The organism is Ruegeria sp. BC7 (genome assembly GCF_056539165.1).
Genome location: NZ_JBQFUL010000002.1, coordinates 416,292 through 441,272, shown reverse-complemented (window position 1 = coordinate 441,272; position 24,981 = coordinate 416,292). Strand labels below are relative to the sequence as shown.

Annotated in this window: 19 protein-coding genes; 6 read left to right on the top strand and 13 right to left on the bottom strand. The window is 58.7% G+C overall.

Features of this window, described 5'->3' with window-relative positions:
• Positions 1-12: 12 nt before the first annotated feature.
• Positions 13-300 carry a preprotein translocase subunit YajC gene (gene yajC, locus ACR0KS_RS07185; RefSeq protein WP_155151194.1) on the bottom strand — a complete coding sequence of 96 codons (288 nt, stop codon included), beginning with the start codon at positions 298-300 and terminating at the stop codon, positions 13-15.
• 202 nt (positions 301-502) lie between these two features.
• Here yajC and ACR0KS_RS07180 point away from each other — a divergent pair, with 202 nt between their 5' ends.
• Together ACR0KS_RS07180 and serS are read left to right on the top strand one after the other, a co-directional pair.
• Entirely contained in the window at positions 503-2,158 is a 1,656-nt protein-coding gene (locus ACR0KS_RS07180; protein ID WP_170565079.1) for a mechanosensitive ion channel domain-containing protein, read from the top strand.
• 78 nt (positions 2,159-2,236) lie between these two features.
• Positions 2,237-3,529: a serine--tRNA ligase gene (gene serS, locus ACR0KS_RS07175; RefSeq protein WP_170565082.1), complete on the top strand. Its 1,293-nt coding sequence runs from the start codon at positions 2,237-2,239 to the stop codon at positions 3,527-3,529.
• Between the two features lie 54 nt (positions 3,530-3,583).
• On the opposite strand, the gene ACR0KS_RS07170 is transcribed toward serS, so the two are convergent.
• The 5 genes from ACR0KS_RS07170 to ACR0KS_RS07150 all read right to left on the bottom strand — a co-directional run bounded on the left by ACR0KS_RS07170 (position 3,584) and on the right by ACR0KS_RS07150 (position 8,946).
• The gene (locus tag ACR0KS_RS07170) at positions 3,584-4,153 is read right to left on the bottom strand and encodes a helix-hairpin-helix domain-containing protein (RefSeq protein WP_170481133.1); all 570 of its coding nucleotides are present in this window, start codon (positions 4,151-4,153) and stop codon (positions 3,584-3,586) included.
• A gap of 92 nt (positions 4,154-4,245) precedes the next feature.
• Positions 4,246-5,232 (bottom strand): fatty acid desaturase, encoded by a 987-nt coding sequence (locus ACR0KS_RS07165; protein ID WP_170382615.1) that lies wholly within the window; start codon positions 5,230-5,232, stop codon positions 4,246-4,248.
• A gap of 166 nt (positions 5,233-5,398) precedes the next feature.
• Positions 5,399-6,862 carry a ribosome biogenesis GTPase Der gene (der, locus tag ACR0KS_RS07160; protein WP_170382613.1) on the bottom strand — a complete coding sequence of 488 codons (1,464 nt, stop codon included), beginning with the start codon at positions 6,860-6,862 and terminating at the stop codon, positions 5,399-5,401.
• 48 nt (positions 6,863-6,910) lie between these two features.
• Positions 6,911-8,233: a PQQ-binding-like beta-propeller repeat protein gene (locus ACR0KS_RS07155; protein ID WP_170565085.1), complete on the bottom strand. Its 1,323-nt coding sequence runs from the start codon at positions 8,231-8,233 to the stop codon at positions 6,911-6,913.
• 41 nt (positions 8,234-8,274) lie between these two features.
• Complete coding sequence (locus ACR0KS_RS07150; protein ID WP_170565088.1) at positions 8,275-8,946, bottom strand: hypothetical protein; 672 nt, start codon at positions 8,944-8,946, stop codon at positions 8,275-8,277.
• A 225-nt stretch (positions 8,947-9,171) separates the two neighbouring features.
• Between ACR0KS_RS07150 and ACR0KS_RS07145 the strand changes: the two genes are divergently transcribed.
• Together ACR0KS_RS07145 and ACR0KS_RS07140 are read left to right on the top strand one after the other, a co-directional pair.
• A complete protein-coding gene (locus ACR0KS_RS07145) occupies positions 9,172-10,404 on the top strand; it encodes an efflux RND transporter periplasmic adaptor subunit (RefSeq protein WP_170382606.1) in 1,233 nt (410 codons plus the stop codon).
• On the top strand, positions 10,401-14,189 hold the full coding sequence (locus ACR0KS_RS07140; RefSeq protein ID WP_170565091.1) for an efflux RND transporter permease subunit: 3,789 nt from the start codon (positions 10,401-10,403) through the stop codon (positions 14,187-14,189). The genes ACR0KS_RS07145 and ACR0KS_RS07140 overlap by 4 nt, the downstream gene beginning before the upstream one ends.
• A 74-nt stretch (positions 14,190-14,263) precedes the next feature.
• On the opposite strand, the gene ACR0KS_RS07135 is transcribed toward ACR0KS_RS07140, so the two are convergent.
• On the bottom strand, positions 14,264-16,069 hold the full coding sequence (locus ACR0KS_RS07135; RefSeq protein WP_480693178.1) for an ABCB family ABC transporter ATP-binding protein/permease: 1,806 nt from the start codon (positions 16,067-16,069) through the stop codon (positions 14,264-14,266).
• A 78-nt stretch (positions 16,070-16,147) separates the two neighbouring features.
• Positions 16,148-17,512 (bottom strand): LysM peptidoglycan-binding domain-containing protein, encoded by a 1,365-nt coding sequence (locus ACR0KS_RS07130; protein WP_170565097.1) that lies wholly within the window; start codon positions 17,510-17,512, stop codon positions 16,148-16,150.
• Positions 17,513-17,638: 126 nt separating this feature from the next.
• Here ACR0KS_RS07130 and ACR0KS_RS07125 point away from each other — a divergent pair, with 126 nt between their 5' ends.
• Positions 17,639-18,202 carry a TIGR00730 family Rossman fold protein gene (locus ACR0KS_RS07125; protein WP_170565100.1) on the top strand — a complete coding sequence of 188 codons (564 nt, stop codon included), beginning with the start codon at positions 17,639-17,641 and terminating at the stop codon, positions 18,200-18,202.
• A gap of 35 nt (positions 18,203-18,237) precedes the next feature.
• On the opposite strand, the gene ACR0KS_RS07120 is transcribed toward ACR0KS_RS07125, so the two are convergent.
• The 3 genes from ACR0KS_RS07120 to ACR0KS_RS07110 form a co-directional block, all read right to left on the bottom strand.
• Entirely contained in the window at positions 18,238-18,690 is a 453-nt protein-coding gene (locus ACR0KS_RS07120) for a host attachment family protein (protein ID WP_170382596.1), read from the bottom strand.
• Positions 18,691-18,902: 212 nt separating this feature from the next.
• Positions 18,903-19,784 (bottom strand): metallophosphoesterase, encoded by an 882-nt coding sequence (locus tag ACR0KS_RS07115; RefSeq protein WP_170565103.1) that lies wholly within the window; start codon positions 19,782-19,784, stop codon positions 18,903-18,905.
• 4 nt (positions 19,785-19,788) lie between these two features.
• Entirely contained in the window at positions 19,789-20,388 is a 600-nt protein-coding gene (locus ACR0KS_RS07110; protein ID WP_170565108.1) for a superoxide dismutase, read from the bottom strand.
• Positions 20,389-20,487: 99 nt separating this feature from the next.
• Between ACR0KS_RS07110 and ACR0KS_RS07105 the strand changes: the two genes are divergently transcribed.
• A complete protein-coding gene (locus tag ACR0KS_RS07105) occupies positions 20,488-21,255 on the top strand; it encodes an FkbM family methyltransferase (protein ID WP_170565117.1) in 768 nt (255 codons plus the stop codon).
• 115 nt (positions 21,256-21,370) lie between these two features.
• On the opposite strand, the gene ACR0KS_RS07100 is transcribed toward ACR0KS_RS07105, so the two are convergent.
• Both ACR0KS_RS07100 and ACR0KS_RS07095 read right to left on the bottom strand, forming a co-directional pair.
• Positions 21,371-21,937, bottom strand: a complete 567-nt coding sequence (locus tag ACR0KS_RS07100; RefSeq protein WP_170565120.1) for a sarcosine oxidase subunit gamma family protein — start codon at positions 21,935-21,937, stop codon at positions 21,371-21,373.
• On the bottom strand, positions 21,930-24,944 hold the full coding sequence (locus tag ACR0KS_RS07095; protein ID WP_170565123.1) for a sarcosine oxidase subunit alpha family protein: 3,015 nt from the start codon (positions 24,942-24,944) through the stop codon (positions 21,930-21,932). Before ACR0KS_RS07095 ends, ACR0KS_RS07100 begins: the two co-directional genes overlap by 8 nt.
• Positions 24,945-24,981 lie beyond the last annotated feature (37 nt).

Here is a 24,981-nt window from a genome sequence, read left to right as displayed (position 1 = left end):
TGTCGTGCGAAGTTACTTCGCTGGCTCGGTCTTGTTCAGAACCTGCGCAATGGTCGATTTGACCACACGGACCTTGACGCCTTCAGCGATCTCGACCTCGATCTCGTTGTCGCCTTCCTTGACCTTCGACACCTTGCCGATCAGACCACCCTGAGTGACCACCTGATCGCCCCGGCGCACAGCCTCGACCATGGCCTGATGTTCCTTCATCTTCTTCTGCTGCGGACGGATCAGCAGGAAATACATGATCGCGAAGATCAGGATCAGCGGGAGAAACTGGGCGATTGCGCCACCTTCCATGGGATATTCCTTTTGGTTTGGTCTTGCGGAAGCGCTCCGCAAATTTGGCGAGAACCTATTCTTTGAACTGTCTGTTTGCAAGGAATGGTGGCGCAGGTTTTTTCGGGGATTGGCTCAAAATGATCACAGTTTCAGGCCGAAGTTGCGTTTGACTTCTAGGAACACCGCCTTGGATGGATATAGTTGAGCGGCGGGAGGGCAAATGGCGCAATTATTTCATATTGTTGGCATGGTTAGCCGGGTGATGATCGCGGCCTTGTGGCTGGCTCTGCTGGTGCCATCTGCATCGGCACAGGAAACCGAGACCGAGGTTGAAACCACCGAACAGCAACCCGACACCTTCAAGGCACCGGTGATTGTCGATGGCGACACCTTGTTTTTCCTTCGAGGCTCCACCGCCTTGCCCGCGCAAGAGCGTGCAGAATCTGTCCAAGACAACATTATCCAAGCGGCTGAAACATCTGAAAGCCTCAGCATCACGATCACCTATGAGGAAACCGATCTGGGAACGAGTATTCTGGTGGACGGTGTCGCCGTTTCAATAGTCACGGTTGCCGACGCCGAACTCGAGCAGATGGAGCTGGATGTTCTCAGCTTTCTTCACGGTGAAGCGATAGAAGAAGCAATAGTCGCCTACCGGGCCAACCGAACCGAACAGGCACGCGTGTCCGGTGCGATCGAGGCGGTGGCGTGGACGGCTGGCTTTGGCCTGTTTGTCGCGACGATACTTTGGATACACCGCAGGATCAGGCGTCGCACCATCAAATTTGTCAAGCGCCACTTGAAGGATGTTGAGACCGCCACCGCCAAAAGCGTTCAGGCAGAGGCGATCGCGGCCTTGGTGCGGTATGGGCTGAGTTTCATCCTGTTGGTTATCTTCTTTCTGGGGTTCTACTACTACCTGTCTTTCGTCCTGCTGGCCTTTGCAGAAACCCGCTATTTCGCGCAGCTATTGCTAACCTACCTGACCGAACCGGTTCTGCTGATCTTCAAGGGAATCATCAGCTACATCCCCAACCTGATCATGCTTGCTCTGATCACCTGGGTTACGATGTACATCATCAAGGGCATGCGTGTTTTCTTCGACGCGGTCGAGGCGGGTACGTTCGACATGGGCGATTTCGAGCGTCACTGGGTAAACCCAACTTTCAACATCGCCCGTGTCGTCGTCATCCTGATCGCGCTTGTGTTTGCCGTGCCCTACATCCCCGGATCGGACTCAGCCGCGTTTCAGGGACTGACTATTCTGGTTGGTGCAATGCTGTCGCTGGGCGCGAACTCGGTCGTTTCCAACATGCTGGCCGGACTTTTCGTGATCTATCGCCGCTCAACCTCGATCGGGGACCGCATCCAGATCGGCGATCACATCGGTGACGTGGTGCAGATCAAGCTGATGGAAACGCATCTCAAGTCGATCAAAAACGAACTGATCTCGATCCCCAATGCGCAGCTTATGAATTCGGACGTGGTGAACTTCTCGAAGAAAACCGATGGCAGCGGGTTACTTTTGCACACCACAGTCGGCATCGGATACGAGGAACCGCCTGAAAAGGTCGAAGCCATGCTGATCGAAGCCGCGCGCCGCACCAAGGGGATCAAGGCCAAGCCAGAGCCCTTTGTTTTGTGGACCGCTTTGGCCGATTACGCGATCAATTATCAGATCAACGGATACTCGACACGCGGCAGCATTATCCCGAAGATCCGCTCGGACCTGCATCGTAATATCGTGGCCGTGTTCAATGAGAATAACGTGCAGATCATGACGCCCTCTTACATGGCCGACCCGCCCGAGCCGAAAATCCCGTCCGCGGAATGGGATGGCCATCTGGCGCATGAAACGCACGAGGGCGATGTTTAGTCGTATCCGGTGCTACACCCTGCCATTCAGATGGTGCATAAGCGGTTTCAGTGATTCACGCATTCAAGGACCTGAACCATGCACGACATCCGCGCCATTCGCGAAAACCCAGCCGCCTTCGACGCCGCCCTTGCGCGCCGTGGGGACGCGCCGGTGTCGTCAGATCTGTTGAGGCTGGACGAAAGTCGCCGCGCCAAGATTTTGGCAGCCGAGACTGCTCAGGCCGAACAGAACAAAGCGTCCAAAGAGGTGGGTGCCGCCAAGGGGCGCGGCGACGAGGCAGAGTTTGAACGCCTGCGCGCGCTTGTGGCTGAGAAAAAGGCCGAGATCGCCCGGATGCAGACCGAAGCCAAGGACCTTGACGCGCTGCTGACCGACCAGTTGATCCGCATCCCCAACCTGCCCGCCGAGGACGTGCCCGAAGGCGCGGACGAGAACGACAATGTCGAGGTCAACCGCTGGGGCACTCCGCGCGAATTGGACTTTGCGCCGAAAGAGCATTTTGAGATCGAGGCCGTGCAGCACGGCATGGACTTTGAGACCGCCGCAAAGCTCTCTGGCTCGCGCTTTGTCCTGCTGTCCGGCGGTGTTGCGCGCATCCACCGGGCGCTGGCGCAGTTTATGCTGGACACGCATATCAACGAAAATGAGCTGACCGAGGTGAACGGCCCGGTTCTGGTTCTGTCCGAGATGATGCAGGGCACGGGGCAACTGCCGAAATTCGGCGAGGACAGCTATCAGACCCGCGAAGGGTGGTGGTTGATCCCAACGTCCGAGGTCTCGCTGACCAATATCGTCAACGACACGATGATTGAGGAAAGCTACCTGCCCCGCCGTTATACCGCGCATTCGCTGTGCTTCCGCTCCGAGGCCGGTTCCGCAGGCAAGGACACGCGCGGGATGCTGCGCCAGCACCAGTTTGAAAAAGTTGAGATGGTCTCAGTCACGCATCCGGACAATTCCGACGACGAACAGAAGCACATGTTGCGCTGCGCCGAGGGGATTTTGGAGAAGCTGGGCGTGCCCTATCGCACCGTGATCCTGTGTACCGGAGACATGGGCTTTGGCGCGCGCCGCACCTATGACATCGAGGCATGGCTGCCCGGTCAGAATACCTACCGTGAGATCAGCTCGGTCTCGACCTGCGGCGACTTTCAGGCCCGCCGCATGAATGCGCGCTTCCGGCCCGAGGCCGGCGGCAAGCCGGAATATGTCCACACGCTGAACGGCTCGGGCCTGGCGGTGGGACGCTGCCTGATCGCGGTGCTGGAAAACGGACAGAACGCCGACGGCACCGTCACCCTACCCGAGGTGCTGGCCCCCTATCTGGGCGGCAAGCTGACGCTGCAATTGGACGGCACACTGGCATAGGAAAACCGGCGCACCAAAGCCGCCGGTTTCATAAGGATCAAAGGCGAGGAAGGCTTACTTCTTCGCCTTTTTCTTATCCTTCTTCTTCTCGCTCTTTTTGGCGTCCTTCTTCTTGTCGCCCTTTTTCTTATCGTCCTTCTTGGACTTCTTATCCTTCTTCGCCTTGGCCTTTACCTTGTCCTTGGCTTTCGAGAACACGGCCTCCATTTCGGCGCGCTTCTTGGCAGCTTTCTCAGCCTTGGCTTTGGCCTTAGCTTTTTTCTTGGCCTTTGCTTCGGCGGCTGCTTTTTCCTCGGCTGCTTTGCGGGCCGCTTCCTCGGCTCGTTTTTCGGCCGCTGCGGCAGCCACTGTTTTTCGTGCTGCAGGCTTGCGTGCTGCTGGCTTTTTGGCCGCAGGCTTTTTCGCTGGGGCGCGGCGTGAAGTGGGCTTTGCGGCGGGTTTCCCGCCAGTCGCCTCTTTCGCGGCAGCGATCAGAACTGGCGCGCGGGCCGCGCCTATTCGGGGGACTTTGACCAGAGCGTCGGGGGTTGCCTTGGCGAGGGCTTCAGCCGTTTTGAACCCATTGGCAATCAACAATTGGCCAAGCGCGTCGCCTACGCCTTTAACGTCGGTCACTGCGGTCATTCTTTGTCCTTTCTGTTTCTCCCCGCCCACATGTAAATACACAAGATATACATTCTGCAAGGCAGGGTGTTTCGTGGATACCCGCCCGGGCGTCAGTTGCTATGGGCGAGACCGGTAGACCGATCCTTTTTAGGAAACGGAACAAGGCGCTTTGCGTCTTCATCCCACAATTTCAGGTTCAGGGCCGCAACCGCCTCGGGAAATTTGATTCGCCGAGGTGTGTATTCCGGTGGAAGGTTATAGTGGCACGCGCGCAGCCGATAAGATGGGATACGGGCGTTGAAGTGGTGAATATCGTGCAACGTGATGCAGGCAACGGCATTGTCAAACCACCAGCCGAAGTCCAGCGCTGACGATCCTTGCAACGCGGCCAGTTTAGGGTCCAAATCAGGGCGGCGGTCCCAGTATGTGTCCTCGAAATTATGCTGCAGGTAGACGAGAAATACGCCCAGCATCCCGCCCAACAAGGAAAAGACAAGCCAGACCAGAATTCCCGTCGTCCCTGCAATCAGGTAAAGCAGCCCAAGAAACACAACAATCGACAGGTTGTGCAACAGAACCCCTGCGACACCGAACCGGACCGTATTCTTGGGCCAGCGGTACCGGATGAAATAGGTAAACAACGCGCCCACCGGGACAAGGATGAAAGGGTTGCGGTAAAGACGATAGAACAGGCGTGCCTTCCAATCGGCTTCGTTCCATTCGCGTACCGTCATCGTATGAATCTCGCCGGTCTCACGATGCTCAAGGTTACCGATGCCAGAGTGATGAAGGTTGTGGTTTTGCTTCATCACTTCAAACGGCGCGAAAGTGAATGGAGACAACCCATGCCCCGCCCATTCATTCTGTTGACGCGTCTCAAACAGGGAATGGTGCCCACAATCATGTTGCAGCACATATAGCCGCACAGCAGAGAACGCGAAAACGACCCCGGCCGGGATCATGACATACCAGCGATCCACGTAGACAATCGCCAAAGCCAGCGACGAAAAATAAACTGCAAATGTTCCGAAATAGCTGAGTGCGGCCAGTCGATTGTCCTGCACGGCGTATTGTCTTGTGTATTCCCTCAGATCCATCAAGTCGGCTCCCCACGATGGCCCGGTCCAATATGGGTTCAAAACGAAGCGCGGAAAATTCCGCAAACGAAAAAAGCGCACGAAAACAAATGCACGCTTGCGAATGCTAACGCGCAGTCATGGGCCTGTCACGCCCCTGAGCCAAAAATGCTGAAAATTGGCGCGGTTACGCGCGGCCCTTGAGATGTTTGGCCAGCGCACCCGCGTTTTTCTTGCGGCGTCCCTTGTAGGGGTTCTTGTCGCCCTGCCCGCGCAACGTCAGGCGGATGGGCGTGCCGGGCATGTCGAAATCCTCGCGCAGCCCGTTGACCAGATACCGGTTATAGCTTTCTGGCATCTTGTCAGGGTGCGAGCACATGACGACAAATCCCGGCGGGCGGGTCTTGGCCTGAGTCATATAACGCAGCTTAATCCGGCGACCCTGCGGCGCTGGCGGCGGGTGCTGTTCCAGCATCGCGGTCAGCCAACGGTTCAGCGCAGCGGTTGGCACGCGGCGATTCCACACGTCATGAGCGCGCAAGATGGCGGCGCGCAGACGCTCCAAGCCCCGGCCCGTTTTAGCGGACACGGTGATCAGGGGCGCACCCCGTAACTGCGGCAACAGACGCTCGAAGGATTCTTTCAGATCGCGCAGTTTCTCCTGCTTGTCCTCTTCGATGTCCCATTTGTTCACGGCGACGACCACCGCGCGGCCCTCGCGCTCTGCCAGATCCGCAATCCGCAGGTCTTGCTGTTCAAACGGAATAGCCGCGTCCAACAGGACCACCACGACCTCGGCAAATTTCACAGCGCGCAGCCCATCAGAGACCGAGAGCTTTTCCAGCTTTTCCTGCACCTTGGCCTTTTTGCGCATCCCGGCGGTGTCAAAAATACGCATCGGGGTGCTGTTGCCGTCCGGGTCGGCCCAGTCGATCCGAAGGCTGATCGCGTCACGGGTGATCCCGGCCTCGGGGCCGGTCAGCAGGCGATCTTCGCCGATGATCTTGTTGATCAGCGTGGATTTACCAGCATTCGGACGGCCCACAACGGCGACCTGCAACGGTTTGGCAGCGGTGATCAGCGGCGTTTCGCCCTCACCATCCTCATCCAGCTCAATATCCGTTTCCGGTGCGTCATCCTGCGCCTTTTCAGCCGCAGCGTCGGCCAGCGGCATCAACTGAGCATACAGGTCCGTCATCCCCTCGCCGTGCTCACCGGACAGACGAACCGGTTCGCCAAGCCCAAGATTGTAGGCTTCGAGCACACCTGCATCCGCCGCGCTGCCTTCAGCCTTGTTCGCCGCTAGGATAACGTGCTTGGACCGCTTACGCAGGATTTCGGCAAACATCTCATCCGTCGGCGTCAGCCCCACCCGCGCGTCAATCATGAACAGGCAGACATCAGCCATGTCCACTGCGCGTTCGGTCAGGCGGCGCATCCGACCTTGCAGGCTGTCGTCGGTTGCATCCTCAAGCCCCGCCGTGTCGATCACGGTAAAACGCAGATCACCCAAGCGCCCTTCGCCTTCGCGCAGGTCACGCGTCACGCCGGGTTGGTCGTCGACCAAAGCCAGACGTTTACCCACAAGGCGGTTGAACAGGGTGGATTTGCCCACGTTGGGGCGCCCCACGATGGCGAGGGTCAGCGACATGATACTCAACTTTCAAAACTCAGACGCGCCCTTTAGCGCATCTTGTCGTCAACGGAAAGCGTGTAGATCACCTTTGGCGGACACGACATAAAGCGTCTGCCCGGCGACAACCGGTGCCGTGGTCGCACCGCCGGGGACTTCGACCCGGTGCACAAGCGTACCGTCAACCGGACTGAAGAACCGAAGGTATCCATCGTTGGATGCAACTACAAGACGCCCCCCGGCCATGATCGGCCCGTAATGCGCCACGATCGGCCCACGGCGGTTTGGCTTGTCTTTCACAAAGCCCGGCAAATCCTGCGCCCAGACAACGGCACCGGTAGCGGCATCCAGACGAATAAGCTGACTGCGGTCACTGACTTGAAAGAGGCTGTTTCCAGCAGGCCAGACCGTATCGACCGCACCTTCATCCGCGGTCCACTTACGCTCACCCGAACCCGAGTCAAAGGCGACCGTCCGCCCCGAGTGGTTTCCGATGTAAATCGTGTCACCTGACACCATCGGGCCACCCGTCACGTCGACAATCTGAGCTGCCGCGCGCCCGCGGCGTCCGCCGGCCACCGACGCATTCCAGCGGCTGATACCACCCCTGCGGAACGTCGCGGAAATATCACCCGACCCGAAAGCAAAAACGGCAAGATCGGACGCAACCACAGGCGCTGGTGCGCCAAGTACGTTTCCGACGCTTGGGGTGCCCTGAACTTGCCAGGCGATGCGTCCGTCCTTGGCATCAATAGCCCAACCGGTTTCATCCCCGGCCACCAAGTAAAGCAACCCGTCATTGACCAAAGGCGCACCGCTACCTGTTGCGTTCAGACGCTTTTGCCACCGGATGACTCCGCTTTTTGCGTCTAACGCCGTCAGCCGACCAAACCCCGATGAGACATAGAGAACGCCATTTGCATACGCCATGCCACCGCCGGTCGCGTCCGAGTCGCCATCACTGGCTGGAATAAGACCTGTACTCCAGACTTTCTGCCCCTGCGGAGAAACTGCGGATACTGTCGCCCCGGAATCGAGCGTGTAAATCAACCCGCCGGCTACGACGGGTTCCGCGGTTATCCGTTGCTTGCGCGAGTCACCCTTGCCGATCGGGGTCGACCAGACCCGTTGAGGCGTCGCACGCAACTGAGCGTTCGTTGTCCGAAAAGCGGCAGTTCCCGGATTTTGGGGCCAGCTTGCGTTTGCCTTCTGTGCGGGAACGCTGATGGGCTTCGACCCGCGCGTTGCCACAGTTTCAGTATCGGCGGCGGGGCGAATATCTTCGCGCGCTCCGGGCAGGATAACCTCTGGTTCCTCACATGCGGCCAGAACAGTTAGGGAAACGGCCGCAACCGACAATCCTACTCGGGTAAAAAGACTTGTTACCATGGTTATCCGAACTCGCCTGCCATCATTCTTTCCGCCATGGATCAACCCTGCCGGGCTACCAGCGGTTCGGGTTCACCGCCCAGAGCCACAATCAACTGCGCGGCACGCTGCTGAAGATCAACGCCAATCTCTGCATCTTGGCGCATCGCCTGCAACCTTTCGATCGCCGCATCGACATTCCCTTCGGACACGTCGATCAGGGCCAGTTGTTCCTCGGCCAGTAACCGAAGCGGAGCACCAGGAGCCGCCAATGCTTCAAACTGTTGCCGACGGTCCGCAGCAGGCAGAGTGTCGCTTTGCAGCAAAAGCGCCTTGAACGCCGCGATAGCCCGATAGATTTCCGGCAAATCGCCCTGAACGGCTATGGTGTTCAGGCTTTCAACGGCCTCTGACGTCGAACCGGTTTCGGATTGCGATGCCGACAGAAGCATGTCCACGATCGCGTCCCCACCGGCAGAGCTTGCCGGAACATTGGCCAGACCGCTCGCGCGTTCAGCCGAGTCGTTCTGAGCCAGAGCTGCAAGAATCGCATCCCCAAGATCCTCGGCCTGCGAAGTGGCCCTTGCTTTGCGGATCTCGTTGAAGGCGGCACCGCCGACGATCAGAACGACCGCCAGAACGCCGACCCACCCCCAACGACGCAACAGCAGGAACAGGCGGTCACGGCGCACCTCTTCGGTCACCTCATCAATGAAACTGTCGACGTCGCTCATCCCTGCGCTCCGGGCTAAATCATTTACATATGGCGCCATGTCATACCCCGGCGTCCCTGCCAAGCCAAGGGTCCGATTTCGCGCATTTTCAGCGGCCTGAAGGCTTCTTGCTTAAAAAAGTGAACCGAACTATTCAGTTTAGCGTGGAAAAGATACATAATCGGACCCACATTTAAGGACGTGCGCCAGGAAATACTCGGCGAAGAATTCTGGGAGAGATTCTGTATGCGTTTGATTTCAATAGTAAACGCGCTTCTGGTGGTTGTTGCCCTGTTCCTGCTGGTTTTTGAACGCGATACGCTATTCGCGTTTGCAGGTCGTGCCGAGGCCGAAGCAAGCCCCACTTCGGGGGATGAGGCGGGGGCCGAAACAACCACGGATCAACCTGCCATCGGCGTGGTGGCTATCCGCTCAGTCGCGCGCGAGATTGACAGCGCGGTTCTGCTGCGCGGTCAGACGAAGGCCAACCGTCAAGTTGAAGTTCTGGCCGAAACAACGTCTACCGTTATCTCGGAGCCCAAGCGCAAAGGCACATTCGTCGAAGCCGGGGATTTGCTGTGCGAACTGGACCCCGGAACCCGACCGGCCAGCCTGGCAGAAGCCGAGGCAGGCAAACTCGAAGCCGAAAGCCGCATCCCCGAGGCAGAAGCCCGGCTTGAAGAAGCACATGCGCTGGTCGCTGAGGCGCAAATCAACCTGACGGCGGCCCAAAGGTTGTCAGAGACAGGGTTCGGTTCAGAAACCCGCAGGATTTCCAGCCAGGCAGCCATGCGCAGCGCCGAAGCAGGCGTGAAAACCGCCGAGGCCGGGCTGGAGGCGACGCGCGCTGGGATCGAAGCGGCGGCGGCCGAGGTTGCCGCAGCCGAGCGCGAAATCGACCGGCAGACAATCGAAGCTCCGTTCAAGGGGTTGCTGGAAAGCGATACAGCCGAACTCGGCAGCCTGATGCAGCCCGGCTCGCTTTGCGCGACAGTCATCCAGCTCGACCCGATCAAACTGGTGGGATTCGTGCCCGAAGCCGAGGTGAACCGCGTCATCGTCGGGTCAGAGGCGACAGCCCAACTGGTAACCGGCCTGCAGGTCGCAGGGCGCGTCACTTTCCTGAGCAGGTCCGCCGATGAGACGACTCGGACCTTCGAGGTCGAAATCACGGTGCCCAACCCGGAACTTGCCATTCGCGATGGCCAGACAGCGGATATCCGCATTTCCGCCGAAGGAGCCAAGGCACATCTGCTACCGCAATCGGCATTGACCCTCGACAAAAAAGGGCAAGTCGGAGTGCGAACCGTTGGCCTTGGCAAAGTCGTTGATTTCATGCCCATCCGCCTGCTGCGCGACACATCCCAGGGCGTCTGGGTCGGCGGTTTGCCAGAGACTGTGGACATTATCGTCATCGGACAAGAGTTCGTGACCAGCGGCGTGACCGTTGAACCCACATATCGGGAAGCTGCAAAATGACCGGAATTGTCAGTTGGGCCGCTGGCCGGGCCCGAATGGTTCTGGCCTTCATCGCGATCTCGCTCGTCGTTGGCGGGTTCGCATATGTTGGCTTACCCAAAGAGGGCGAGCCTGACATCGAAATTCCCGCCCTGTTCGTCTCGGTGCAGTTCCCCGGCATCTCGGCCGAGGACTCGGAAAACCTGCTGGTCAAGCCGATGGAAACCGAGCTGGCCGATCTGGACGGCCTCAAGGAAATGACATCGACGGCTGCAGAAGGCTATGCCGGGGTTGCGCTAGAGTTCGATTTCGGCTGGGACAAGACCGCGATCATGGCCGATGTACGTGACGCGATGAACAGCGCACAGGCTGATTTCCCTGAGGGCGCGGAACAATACACTCTGACCGAGATCAACTTCTCCGAATTCCCGATCGTGATCGTCAACCTGACCGGAGCCGTGCCGGAACGCACAATGGCCCGTGTTGCCAAAGAATTGCAGGACGAGTTGGAGGCAATGGATTCGGTTTTGGAAGCGGGCATCGCCGGCAACCGGGACGAACTGCTTGAGGTAATCATCGACCCGCTGCGGCTTGAGGCTTACAACGTCACGGCCTCTGAACTGATCAACGTGGTTCAGAACAACAATCAGCTTATCGCGGCGGGTGAAGTCGAAACCGAGCAGGGTACATTCTCGGTCAAGATTCCTTCGTCTTTCAAGACTGCGCAGGACGTCTATGACCTGCCCGTCAAGGTCAACGGCGACCGCGTGGTCACGATGGGAGAGCTTGCCCAGATCAACTACACGTTTGAAGACCGCGAGGGCACAGCGCGCTTTAACGGAGAGCCGACGATCGCTTTGCAGGTGGTCAAGCGCAAGGGCTACAACCTGATCGACACGGTTGAAGATGTCAAAACGACCATCGCCGCAGCACAGGCCAAATGGCCACCAGAGATGCAGGCGGCGATTGAGGTGGGCACGTCGAACGACCAAAGCCGTATAGTCGGCTCGATGGTCAGTCAGCTTGAAGGTTCGGTACTTACGGCCATCGCGCTGGTCATGATCGTTGTTCTGGCCTCATTGGGAACCCGCGCCGCATTGCTGGTGGGTTTCGCGATCCCGACATCCTTCCTGCTGTGCTTTGCTTTCCTCGCCGTCATGGGCGTAAGTATCTCGAATATCGTGATGTTCGGCCTGATCCTTGCCGTTGGTATGCTGGTCGACGGGGCCATCGTCGTTGTTGAATACGCCGACAAGCGCATCAAGGAAGGTGTGGGGCCGATGCACGCCTATGTCGAGGCTGCGCAGCGGATGTTCTGGCCCATTGTTTCTTCCACAGCCACGACGCTTTGCGCCTTTCTTCCCATGCTGTTCTGGCCCGGAGTGCCGGGCGAGTTCATGGGTATGCTGCCGGTCACGTTGATCTTTGTGCTGTCGGCGTCCCTGATCGTGGCGCTTATCTACCTGCCGGTCATGGGCGGTGTTTCGGGACGTCTGAGCCGTATCTTCGACCGGACTTCCAACTGGCTAAGGGCGCGGACACCATGGTGGGCGCGCGCGGCTATGGTGCCGCCTTCGCTATACATGATTTTTCTTGGCGCTATGCAAGTGCTGAACCCGGCCTACCTGCTTCCGGCAGACGCGCCTGGCGGGCTGATCTTTGGTGCGCTGCTGTTTATCCTCGGAGCCTTTGCCGGTTCCGTCACGCTGAGCGCAGCCAAAATCGAACGTGCGCCAGCACAGCATGTGCACACGGCGCGCGAACATTCGCCTTTTGGCCATTTCATCAAGTTCCTCGTCGGCAATCCGATTATGCCCATCGTTTCGATCTTCGCAGTTGGTTTTGCGGTGGCGACGGTCATGTCCGCCTACGGCAACAACAATCGGGGCGTCGAGTTCTTCGTCGAGAACGAACCGGAACAGGCGACTGCCTATGTTCGGGCACGCGGCAACATCTCTCTGGCCGAAAAAGACGCAATGGTGCTGGCGGCAGAAGAAATTATCAGCGCCCACCCTGCCGTGATCAACGTGTTCTCGTTCGCTGGTGAAGGCGGACTGACGCAGAACAACGGGGGCGCTCAGGCACCCGCAGACACTGTTGGCCGCGTGCAGTTTGAGATCATTCCCTGGGAGGATCGGCCGAATGTGTCCGAGCCCATTCTCGGAGGCGTGCTGGATCGCCAAACCATTGCGCCCGACTACGACGGGGACTTTGTTCTGGATCAGATCAATGCCGAGCTCGCGAATATTCCCGGCATCATCGTTGAAATTCTACCCCTCGAACAAGGTCCGGCGTCTGCCAAGCCGGTGCATTTGCGCATCAAAGGTGACGGCTGGGATGAACTGACCACGGCGACTCTGGTCGCCCGCGAAGTGTTCGACGAAACACCCGGCCTGACCAAGATCGAGGACACCCTGCCCCTCCCCGGCATTGACTGGCAAATAGATGTGGATGTCGCCAAGGCAGGCCGCTTTGGGGCCGATGTCGCGACCGTGGGCGCGATGGTCCAACTGGTCACACGTGGACTGCTACTGGGCGAGATGCGCCCGGAAACGGTGGATGAAGAAATCGAAATCCGCGTCCGCCTGCCTGACGAGGACCGTGTCCTGTCCACCCTCGACACGCTAAAGGTTCGCACTCCGGACGGGCTGGTGCCGCTGTCCAACTTTGTGACGCGTGAGCCTGTCGCGAAACTTGCCCAAATCGACCGCGTCAATCAACAGCGCTACTATGACGTTAAGGCTGACGTCGAACCGGGTCTGAGCAAAGTCATTACGGAAGCGTCAGATGGAACGGAAACGCGGCTAGCCATCGTCAAAGAGGTTGCCGAAGGCGCAACACCTACCGGAATGACAATCACCGGGCAGAACGGTGCCGAGTATGAGTTTGTCTCGACAGCCGAAGGCACCAATGCCGAAGGCGTGCGGACACAGGTTGCTTCTGGCGAGGCGCGCATTGCGCCGATCAACCCGAACGAACGTATCGCGGTCCTGACCGAGTGGCTCGACACTGATCCTTTTGGCAACGCCATAAGCTGGGAATGGACAGGGGATCAGGAAGACCAAGAGGAATCCGGCGCGTTTCTCATGAACGCCTTCGCAGGTGCGCTGGGGTTGATGTTCGTCATCCTGCTGGCTCAGTTCAATTCGTTCTACAATTCGGTACTGGTCCTTCTGGCGGTTGTCCTGTCGACCACCGGTGTCCTGATCGGGATGATGGTGATGCAGCAGCCATTTTCGATCATCATGACCGGAACCGGTATCGTCGCCTTGGCGGGTATCGTGGTGAACAACAATATCGTTCTAATTGACACCTATCAGGAATACAGCCGCTATATGCCCCGGATCGAGGCGATTGTGCGCACGGCCGAGGCACGCATCCGACCAGTTCTTTTGACCACCCTGACAACGATGGCGGGTCTGACGCCGATGATGTTCGGCTTGTCGCTGGACTTTATCAACGGCGGCTATTCCATCAACAGCCCGACCGCGTTGTGGTGGAAGCAATTGGCCACGGCCGTTGTCTTTGGACTGGGGATCGCCACTGTTCTGACGTTGATCGTGACGCCGTCTTTCCTCGCACTGCGCGTGTGGGTCACCACCTATGCGATTTGGCTGGGTAAACTGCTTGCACGCGCCACGGCCGGTCGATCCAGCCAGGTTGCTCAGGACATGGCGATCGGCAAGGCCGCGCGTCAGGCTCAGGCCACCGAGGTCGTCTGGACCGAAGATCCGGCACCGGCAGAGCAGGACATCGAACAGAAACCGGACCAACCGCCGGGTTCGCCCTTAAAAGCCGCTGAATAACAAAAAAGGGGTCGGTCAAACCGGCCCCTTTTTTCATTTCAGGCGCGAAATATCACCCGACAACCCTTAGTGCCTTATGCAGCTTTCGTGTCCGATTGCTGACGGTTCCACAACTGCGCATACCGCCCGCTTCGTTGCAGAAGATCGTGATGGGTGCCCTGTTCGATGATCTCACCGCGTTCGAGAACCACAATGCGATCGGCCTCGGCAATGGTGCTCAGGCGGTGCGCGATGGTCAACACAGTCCGCCCCTCTCCGGCCCGTGACAGAGCGTCCTTGATGTCCTGTTCGGTATCCGTATCCAGCGCCGAAGTCGCTTCGTCCAGCAAAAGGATCGGAGGGTTTTTCAGCAGCGTGCGCGCGATTCCGACCCGCTGTTTCTCACCGCCCGACAGTTTAAGGCCACGCTCACCAACCTTGGTGTCATAGCCTTCGGGAAGGGTAACTATGAAATCGTGTATTTGTGCGGCCTTGGCGGCTGCTTCCACGTCCTCTTGCGTTGCATTCTCACGGCCGTAGGCGATGTTATAGCGGATCGTGTCGTTAAACAGGACCGTGTCCTGAGGCACGACACCAATGGCCGCGTGCAAACTTGTCTGAGACACGTCGCGCACGTCCTGCCCGTCTATTTTCAGCGAGCCGCCGGTCACGTCATAGAACCGAAACAAGAGACGCCCGATGGTGGACTTGCCCGAGCCAGTCGCGCCAACAATAGCGACCGTCTGACCCGCCGGAACGGTCAGCGAGATACCCTTCAGAATTTCCCTGTCTGCATCATACCCAAAGCGAACATCTTCTAGCGTTATCTCACCACCTGAAACGGAAAGGTCCGGCGCATTGGGTTTGTCCGTGACCTCGGCCGGTTGCTCCAGCAGATCGAACATCTGGCCCATATCTACCAGAGCTTGCCGGATTTCCCTGTAGACCGTCCCCAGGAAGTTCAGCGGTACAGTGATCTGTATCATGTATGCATTTACCATGACGAAATCACCGACGGTCAGCGTGCTCGACTGCACCCCGATCGCGGCCAGAACCATCACTCCGATCAGTCCGCACGTGATCAGGAAAGACTGTCCAAAATTCAGGAAGGCCAGCGAATACGCAGTCTTAAGCGCCGCCCCCGCATAGGCTTTCATCGAAACGTCATACCGTTCAGCTTCGCGGGATTCTGCGTTGAAATACTTGACAGTTTCAAAGTTCAACAGGCTGTCGATGGCGCGTTGATTGGCTTCGGTATCCTGGTCATTCATCTCACGCCGCAGCTTTACGCGCCATTCGGTCACCGCAAAGGTAAACCAGATATACAGCGCAATGGTGACCACCACGACGACCAGATACCAAACGTCGAACAGCCACATCAGGATAATCGCGACCAGAAGAAGTTCGAGGATCAGCGGACCGATCGAGAACAAAAGAAAGCGCAGCAGGAACTCGACACCCTTTACGCCCCGCTCGATGATCCGGCTAAGCCCCCCTGTTCGGCGCGTCACATGATACCGCATCGACAGACGGTGAATGTGCTGAAACGTCTCAAGTGCAAGCGCTCGCAATGCGCGTTGACCCACAGGCGCAAAGGCTGCATCGCGCAGTTGCTGAAAGCCCACGGTCATCATACGGGCCACGCCATAAGCAACTGTCAGCCCGACCGCGCCAAGCGCCAGCGGTGGCACGCCCTCACCTGCCAGACTGTCAACCGCGCCCTTGTACAAAATCGGTGTATAGACGGCGATCAGCTTGGCCAGCACCAACATTCCCATCGCCAGCACAACGCGGCGTTTCACCCAGGGTTCGTCGCTGGGCCACAGATAGGGTGCCACCTTTCGGATCGTGCGCCAACCGGACCGTCGCTCGTCGTTTTGGGGCATGTCTTCGGAATGCATCGGGGCTGCTCGTCTCATCACGTACCAATACTGCGGTCAGAGAATGGCCTCTGACCCAAGAGGGCCAGAGGTACAGGATTATTCGGGGATGGTGAAGACCTGCCCCGGATAGATCAAATCCGGGTCGCGGATCGCGTCCCGGTTGGCATCAAACAAGCGGACAAAGAGGATGCCGTCGCCATAGCGCTCGCGCGAGATGGCCCAAAGGGTGTCGCCCTCCTGTACGGTAACCGAGCGAATGGTGGGCGCTTCTGACTGAGTTTCGGTTTGCTCGGGCGTCTCAGCCGCGCGCAGGACGTCCAGCGGCTCGCGTTTGAACGGAGTTTCAAGACGGCTGACAACGGTTCCATCCGTGCCGACCTCGTCCAAGCGCAGCGTATAGACGCCGGGGTCCACGCCCTGAAGTTCGCTGCGCCATTTGCCATCATCCGCTGGCGGCAAATCCGCGACGAGGCGATTGTTGAGGTACACACGCACGACCGAACCGCCCGGCACCCGCCCGGTCAACTCAACGTGGCCCTCATCCGAATACCCGATCGTATCCAGCGCAACTTGATCCCCTGCCGCGCCCTGCGTTGCACCTTGAACAAGTTCCACGCCGTCGTCGCCAGACCGGAGGATCGCAACCTGTTGGCCCTGAGCATTTTCGTCAGTGCCCGCTGTTTCAGCCTCGGCCGTCTGTTCCGCCTGTCCTTCGTTGGGCTGCGTGTTTGCATCCGTGGTTTCCGTAGACGTGCCGTTTTCCGCTTGGGATGACTCCGACTGGGCAAGATCCGATTGCAGGCTCTCACTTTCAGACGTCTCGGCGGGCTGAGCTTCCACCTGCGGTTCAGGCAAGGCGGCAATAAGATAATCATCCGAGCGTACTGCGGCGCTCGTCCCATCCGCTTCTAGGGCTAGGCCACGCGCGGCATTGGAAAACGGAATGGTCACAAATTCTGCAAACTGGCCGCTGGCGTCCACGGTAAAGCTGTGTACCTGCTCGCCGTCCAGTAAAACGCGGACCTCGGCACCCGGCTCGGCATTGCCAGAGAGGACTGCGTTTCCGTCTGGTTCTACGAAAATCTGGTCTAGGGAAGGCTGTGCTGCTTCGACGTCTACCTCTGCTGTCTCGGTCGCGTCGGCTGCCTCGGTCGCGTCTGCCGTCTCGGTAGCCTCGCTTGTCTCGGCCTGAGGCTCCGTCTCGGAACCTTGCGGCTGGTCGTCAGTGGGCACCTGCGTGGCTGACTCGGATGGTGAAACTTCAGCACTGCTTGCGGTTTCGCTTTCAGCGCCGCTTTCCGTTGGCTGAACCGCAACATCAGAGCTTGGTGCTTCCTCTTTTGGCTCGGGACCAAAAATGCCGGATGTGTACGCGCCCACTGCCCCGACCAGAACCAGAATTCCGGTGATCACCAGCCAAGTATTCTTGCCCGAGCTTTCGTTTTCCGAATTCGCGTCCATAATTCCCCTTTCACTCCGCCGCGCAAATGGTTTTACAGCAACGCATTCTGCCTGACGGTTGAGCCAATCTATCAATCCCGCTATCAGGGGTCAAAACCCCATATACAACCCCGGAGAAGCCCCCTCATGTCCCAGAAATCCGTCTGTGTGTATTGCGGGTCACGAAATGGCGTAAATTCTGCCTATTCCGATGCCGCCCGCACGTTTGGACAGCTTCTTGCGAACGAAGGCTGGAGGTTGGTCTACGGAGCAGGCGATGTCGGTCTGATGGGAGAGGTCGCCCGCGCCGCGCAATCTGCCGGAGGCGACACGTTCGGCGTCATTCCAGTTCACCTGCTAAAGCGTGAGGTAGGCAAAACCGACCTGACGCATTTCGTGATCACTGAAACGATGCACGAACGCAAAAAGGTGATGATCATGAACGCTGATGCCGTTGTCGTTTTGCCGGGCGGTCCGGGGTCGCTGGACGAACTGTTTGAGGCGCTGACATGGCGGCAACTGGGCCTGCATGACAAGCCGATTTTGGTCATGAATGTGGACGGATACTGGGATGCGCTGCACGAACTGCTGCAGCAGGTCATCGGCCAGGGTTTCGCGGATTCCTCGCTGGCCGATTTCATAACATGGGTTGATAGTCCGAATACGGCGATGTTTGCCTTGCGCCAAATGCTTTCTGCGTCCAGCGCGTAAACGGGCAGCCTAGCTGCCCGCTTTAGCAGACGCCCTTAAACTGCTGGCTTCAAACGGTTTACCAAGACCTGCTCAACCTTGTGCAGCGGGTGATTGGTCAGCGTCTTGTCGACTTCGGCCACGACCTTGTTCAGAACTTCGCTGTGAAGACGTCGGCGCAGCAGCCCCAGAACATGAGGGCTGGCCACCAGGACCAGACGCTTGTAGGCACCTTTAAGCCCCTTGCGATTCAAAAGGTTCGCCACATCCTGCACGAACAAGGACTTAGCGTGGGTTTTCCATTTGGCTTCTTCAACGGCCGATTTCTGGTTTGGTCCGGTGTCAGGGCGACGCCCCGCACGATCAGTGGGACGGGCCGTAGGAGTGTCGTTTTCCTCGACCGAAACAACGACCAGATTGGGGTCATCGGCATCCGTGATATTCTCCATGAACAGTGCCTTTTCCCCGTCGGCAATGACAACCCAAGTTCCCTGTGAAAGTGCGACCATCGTGATCTCCTGTTTTGGTTCCTGTGACCATCCCTCACTCATCAGGCATAGCTAACCACTGACGCGCCCAAAGTTTTTCGGCGCGCTGCCCAACTGGTTTTGACTAGATTGGCGGTTCTCTCCCCCCGCTCACCTTACGTAAGCACTGTTGCCCGCCTTACAATCCCATACGCGGTCAAAAGCGGACCGGGCGGCAGGATTTCACCCACCGGTCAGGCAGACAGGTCGATGACCGTGATTTCAGGGGTCACGCCGAACCGGACAGGCAGGATCGAACACCCGATCCCGCCCGACACAACAAGATCGCGACCGTTTTCACGTACATGACCATAGGCAAAGCGATTGCCGAACCTCGACGGCACCAAAGGCGACCACCCGAACAGTCGCACTTGTCCGCCATGGGTATGGCCTGACAAGGTCAATGCAACCCGATCCGGCATGTCAGGAAAGATGTCGGGCTCGTGCGCCATCATCACAATTGGATCATCGTCGGTGACTTGCGCCAACGTCGCAGGCAAATCGTCCAGGCCGCGATACCGGCCAGGCCCGGTGACAATCGCCAACTGGTCCTCTACCCCGCCCAGCCAACAGCCCGCGGCCTCAAGCTTGAGAGCCTCATTGGACAAGACGCGAATGCCAACTTGCTGCAAAGCGTCGGCGTATAGGTTCGGCCCTCCGCCCCGGCGCTGCGCAGACAGGTCATCCCACCAATCGTGGTTACCCAGCACGGCATAAACACCATGCTTCGCCTGAAGGTTGGCAAGTACCCGCGCCGTATCTGAAATGGCGACGGGCTGAGACACCATTCGATGCCCTGCCGCATAGTCCCCCAGCAGCAGGATCAAGTCGGGGGACAGCGCGTTCGTGCGCCGAACAACCTGCTCTATTCGTTTCAACCCAACGTAGGGTTCTCCGGCATGCAGGTCCGCAAGAACTGCGATCCTCAAAGGCCGAGCCGTCCAGTCGCCGCGCCTGATGCGCCAGCGTTTCACCCGCAGCCGCAGCGCCGGTTCCACGAAAAACCCGTAGGCGGCAACAAAAAGGCCCGCTAGCGTCACCGCCAGCAGGCCCTTGATAAACCCTCGTCGGTTCAACCGATCACATCCGCGATGCGACGTTTTCCCAGTTCACCAGATTATCGAGGAAGTTCGACAGGTAAGCCGGACGCTTGTTGCGGAAATCGATGTAGTAGGAATGCTCCCACACGTCGCAACCCAACAGCGCGGTTTGACCAAAGCACAGCGGGTTCACGCCGTTTTCGGTCTTGGTCACCGCCAGCGAGCCGTCGGCATTCTTGACCAGCCATGCCCAGCCTGAGCCGAACTGACCGGCACCAGCGACACTGAACTGCGACTTGAACTCATCCACCGAACCAAAGCTCTCGACCAGAGCCTTCTCCAGCTCACCGGGCATAGCATTGTCGCCGGGGCCCATCATCTCCCAGAACTGGTTGTGGTTCCACAGCTGGCTGATGTTGTTGAAGATGCCGTTTTGGGCGACAGCGTTCGCGTCATAAGTGCCAACGATGATCTCTTCCAGCGTCTTGCCGTCCCACTCGGTACCAGCGATCAGCTTGTTGCCGTTGTCGACATAGGCTTTGTGGTGCAGGTCGTGGTGATATTCCAGCGTTTCCGCGGACATACCCTTGGCTGCCAGCGCGTCATGTGCATAAGGAAGATCAGGAAGTTCAAAAGCCATCTCGGCCCCCTGTTAAATATAAGTTGCGGTTCCCAAGGTTAAATGCTTTGGCAAGTGCCGCAGGTCAAGGGCAGAGATCACAAAACCCGGAGGTCCGCGATGCTGACACAGGCGCGCAAGATGTTTTACCGCGCCCGCGGCTACTATGCAGGCAACCTGAACGGGGAATCCTTTCGCCTGGACCCATACCATTCCAAGTTCTGGCGCAAGGCTTCCGCAGGCAAATGGGAAACCGAAACCTTTGCAGTGCTGGACAAGTACCTGTCGCCGGAAAAAGATTACCTTGATATCGGCGCATGGATCGGCCCCACTGTCCTCTACGCCGCGCGCCGCGCCCGCCATGTATGGTGTTTTGAACCGGACCCGGTGGCCTATCGCCACCTGGTCTGGAATCTCGAACTGAACGACATCCAAAATGTCTCGGCGTTCTCGATCGCCCTGTCGGACGGATTCGGCGTGACGCGCATGGCATCGGCCCATGGTGAGGCCGGGGACTCCACCTCTTCCCTGTTGCGCGACGGCAACCACGGGACAGACGCCTTGACGGTTGGTTGGAACCAGTTCGCTGAAACTGTCAACCTGTCGCACGTGTCGCTGGTGAAAATGGACATTGAAGGCGCCGAATTTTCGGTTCTTCCTTCATTGACGCCCTGGTTGCAAACCGCGCGACCAGCCCTGCTTCTCTCGACCCACGCGCCGTACCTGGAAGCACAAGACCAAGCATCCGCCATGCAAAAGCTAGCCGAGGCTTTGGCATTTTTTGACCACTGCCAGGATCCGCTTACAGGAGAATCCGGCCACTCCGTTCTCACCCAAGAACGCGCCATTACCCAATTCCCCACATTTCTGTTCAACTCGAACGCCTAAGCGCACACGCAGCCGATCCGAACTTCATCTGGCTCAAAATATCCTGGGGGTGAGGCCGCAGGCCGAGGGGGCAAAGCCGCCCCCTCATCCACTTTTCCTCTGGCAACTTGTTGCCTTAGTAAACACCGACCTCGCTGCCTGGTTGCGCAGCGATTTTCAACAGCTTGAACACATAGTCTGCTGCTGACCGGAAACAGACGACGCGGAAGGTTTCCGCATCGTCCATCCAGAATGCACCGGCCACCTGCGCCAGACGCGAACGGCGGATTTGGCCGGGCTGAAACGCCTCGGTCGACAGCTCAACCGGGGCCAGTTTGCCCAGCACTTCGCGTGCACTTGCGCCCGAGATACTGAACACCGCCCGTGCGTCCGAGACGTTCACCGCCAGCGAATGGGTGTCGCCCAGCGCTTCGGTCATCGCGGCCAGTTTGGTGTTCACCTCGGCATAGGGCACCAGAACCAGCAATTCGTCCGACGACATCCAGCAGACGCCAGTGTCCCCGTTGACGAACGCCTCGCGCTGACCGGGCACTTTCTGCCCGGTGGCATCCTTGACGGCCTTGGCCAGCACCTTGTCGGACAGATCGCCGCGCAGGGTGATCATTCCTTGCAGGCCACATTCCTCGACCTTTGCGATGCCATCATAGCTGGCGTGGTTCAGTGCGCTGATGGGTTCAGACATTCTGCTTCTCCCCGTCCTTGTCGAAGAAGATCGGATCAACGATCTTGGCTTTGTAGGTTTTGCCGTCGGTGCCCGGGAACTCGACTATCTCGCCCATCCGGTCGGGGCCGTGCTTGATCAGCCCCATGGCAATGCCTTTACCCAAATTGGCCGAGTAATAGGTCGAGGTTACACGCCCGATCATGTTGCGCTGACCGTTGGCGTTGACGCCCTCTCCCACCGCATAGGCACCGTCGGGAATGACAGAACCATCCACAGTCTCGAGACCCACCAGTTTCCAGCGGTCCGGGTCTGCCATGTGCGTGCGCGTGTGAGCGCGCTTGCCCAGGTAATCCTCTTTCTTTTTCGACAGCGCCCAATGCAGCCCCAGATCCTGCGGAATCACGGTGCCGTCGGTCTCGTCGCCGATCATGATAAAGCCCTTCTCTGCCCGCAGGATATGCAGACATTCGGTGCCATAGGGCATCACGCCGAACTCTTTGCCTGACTCCATCAGCGCGTCCCAGAACCCCTGACCCTGAGATGCGGGAACCGCGATCTCATAGGACAGTTCACCCGAGAACGAGATGCGGTAAGCGCGGCAATCGAAATCGCCAATCTTGCCGTCACGCCATTCCATGAAGGGCAGCGCCTCTTTCGACAGGTCCATGCCGCCCAGCTTCTCCAGCACTTTGCGGGCGTTCGGGCCGACCACGGCGACCTGCGCGTATTGCTCGGTCACGTTTGCGACGTAGACTTTCCAGTCCCACCATTCGGTCTGCAGCCATTCTTCCATGTGAGCATGGATACGCTCGGCCCCGCCGGTGGTGGTGTGGCACAGCCACGTGTCCTCGTCGATCCGGGCCACAACACCGTCGTCGATCAGAAAGCCGTTTTCCGAGCACATCAGACCATAGCGGCATTTACCGATCTTCAGCGTGGACATCATGTTGGTGTACAGCATGTCCAGGAATTTGCCCGCGTCTGGGCCTTTGACGATCAGCTTACCCAGCGTCGAGGCATCCAGCAGACCGAGGTTTTCGCGGGTGTTCTTCACCTCACGGTTCACCGCGTCATGCACGGATTCACCGGGACGGACATAGGCATAGGTCCGCCGCCAATGGCCCACCGGCTCCCAATCGGCACCGTTTTTGTTGTGCCAGTCGTGCATCGGAGTTTGGCGGATGGGCTGGAACACCTCACCGCGCGCTTCGCCACCGATCGACGCCAGCGAGATGGGCGTATAGGGCGGGCGGAAGGTGGTGGTGCCAACCTTCGGGATTTCCGAATCCAGCGCGTCAGCAAGGATCGCCAAGCCGTTGATATTGCTCAACTTACCTTGATCTGTCGCCATGCCCAGCGTGGTGTACCGCTTGGTATGCTCAACACTTTCATAGCCTTCTCGCGCGGCCAGTTGCACGTCGGATACTTTGACGTCGTTCTGGAAATCCAACCACGATTTCATGCGCAACTGGACATCGGCATTGGCAGGCATCAACCATACGGCAGCCATCGGTGCTTCGGCTGTGGCTTCACCAACCGGTGCTTTCGTCCGCTTTGGCTTACACCCGACCGCTTTGGCCGCTGCCTTGCCCGCCGCATCCGCGTCAGTCAGCACATCACTCAGCGCCAGCGGCCCGTTAGACGACCCTGCCGCCAGAACGAACCCTTCGCCATCGGCCCCAAGCGGAGGCCGCGACGGATCGGGGCGGAAATGCGCGTTGGCGTCATCCCAGATCAGCTTGCCTCCGCAATGCGACCACATGTGAACGACCGGAGACCAGCCGCCCGACATGGCGACCGCATCGCATTCGACTTCTTCGCGCGCACCACCGATGCCGTCCTGATTGCACAGCGCAACTTTCTTGACGCGCTTGCCGCCTTTGACCTTGGCAATCGCTTTGCCGGGGTCAACGCGAATACCCAGTTGGCGGGCTTCCTCGGCCAGAGGTCCGGCGCTCGGGCGGGCGTCTACAACGCGCAAAACGTCGACACCGGCCTGCTTTAGAATAATGGCAGTGCGATAGGCGTCGTCATTGTTGGTGGCGACGATCACACGCTCGCCCGGCGTCACGCCCCAGTTGACCACGTAGTCGCGCATGGCCGAGGCTAGCATAACACCCGGTACGTCGTTGCCCGCAAATGACAGCGGACGCTCGATCGCGCCGGTGGCGGTCACGACCTGTTTCGCGCGGATGCGCCACAGGCGGTGACGCGGACCTTGAGTGCCCGGTTTGTGGTCGGTCAGACGCTCGTAGCCCAAGACGTAGCCGTGGTCATAGACCCCCGCCCCCATGCAGCGCGTGCGCATCGTGACATTGTCCATTGTTTCCAACTCAGAAACCAATTGTTCCACGAACTTATCCACAGGCGCGCCATCAATGGTCCCGCCATCAACCGGCGCGCGACCACCCCAATGGGCGGTCTGCTCGATCAGCATGACCTTGGCACCAGACTGAGCGGCCACTTTCGCCGCTTGCAGACCCGCCACACCGCCACCGATCACCAGAACATCGGTGAAGGCATAGAAGTGTTCGTAAGTGTCTGCATCACGGCTGTCCTTGTCAGGCGCTTTGCCCAGACCGGCGGACTGGCGGATGATCGGCTCGTAGACGTGTTTCCAGAACGGTTTCGGATGGATGAACGTTTTGTAGTAGAACCCGGCCGGCAAGAAACGCGACAGATAAGTGTTCACTGCTCCGATGTCGAATTCGAGGTTCGGCCAATGGTTCTGCGAGATCGAGGTCAGGCCGTTGAACAGCTCGGTCGTGGTGGCGCGCTGGTTCGGCTCGAACCGGTTGCCCTGCCCCAGACCGACCAGAGCGTTCGGCTCTTCCGCGCCGCTGGCGACAACGCCGCGCGGACGGTGGTACTTGAACGACCGGCCCATCATCATCTGATCATTGGCCAGCAGAGCCGAGGCAAGCGTGTCGCCTTCGTACCCCTGCATCGAGGTGCCGTTGAAGGTGAATGTAACCTGTTTCGACCGGTCAATCAGCCGGCCTTGATTTGCGAGACGGGTGCTCATGTTGCGGACCTTTCGCAGGCGGAATTACGGGTGGCTG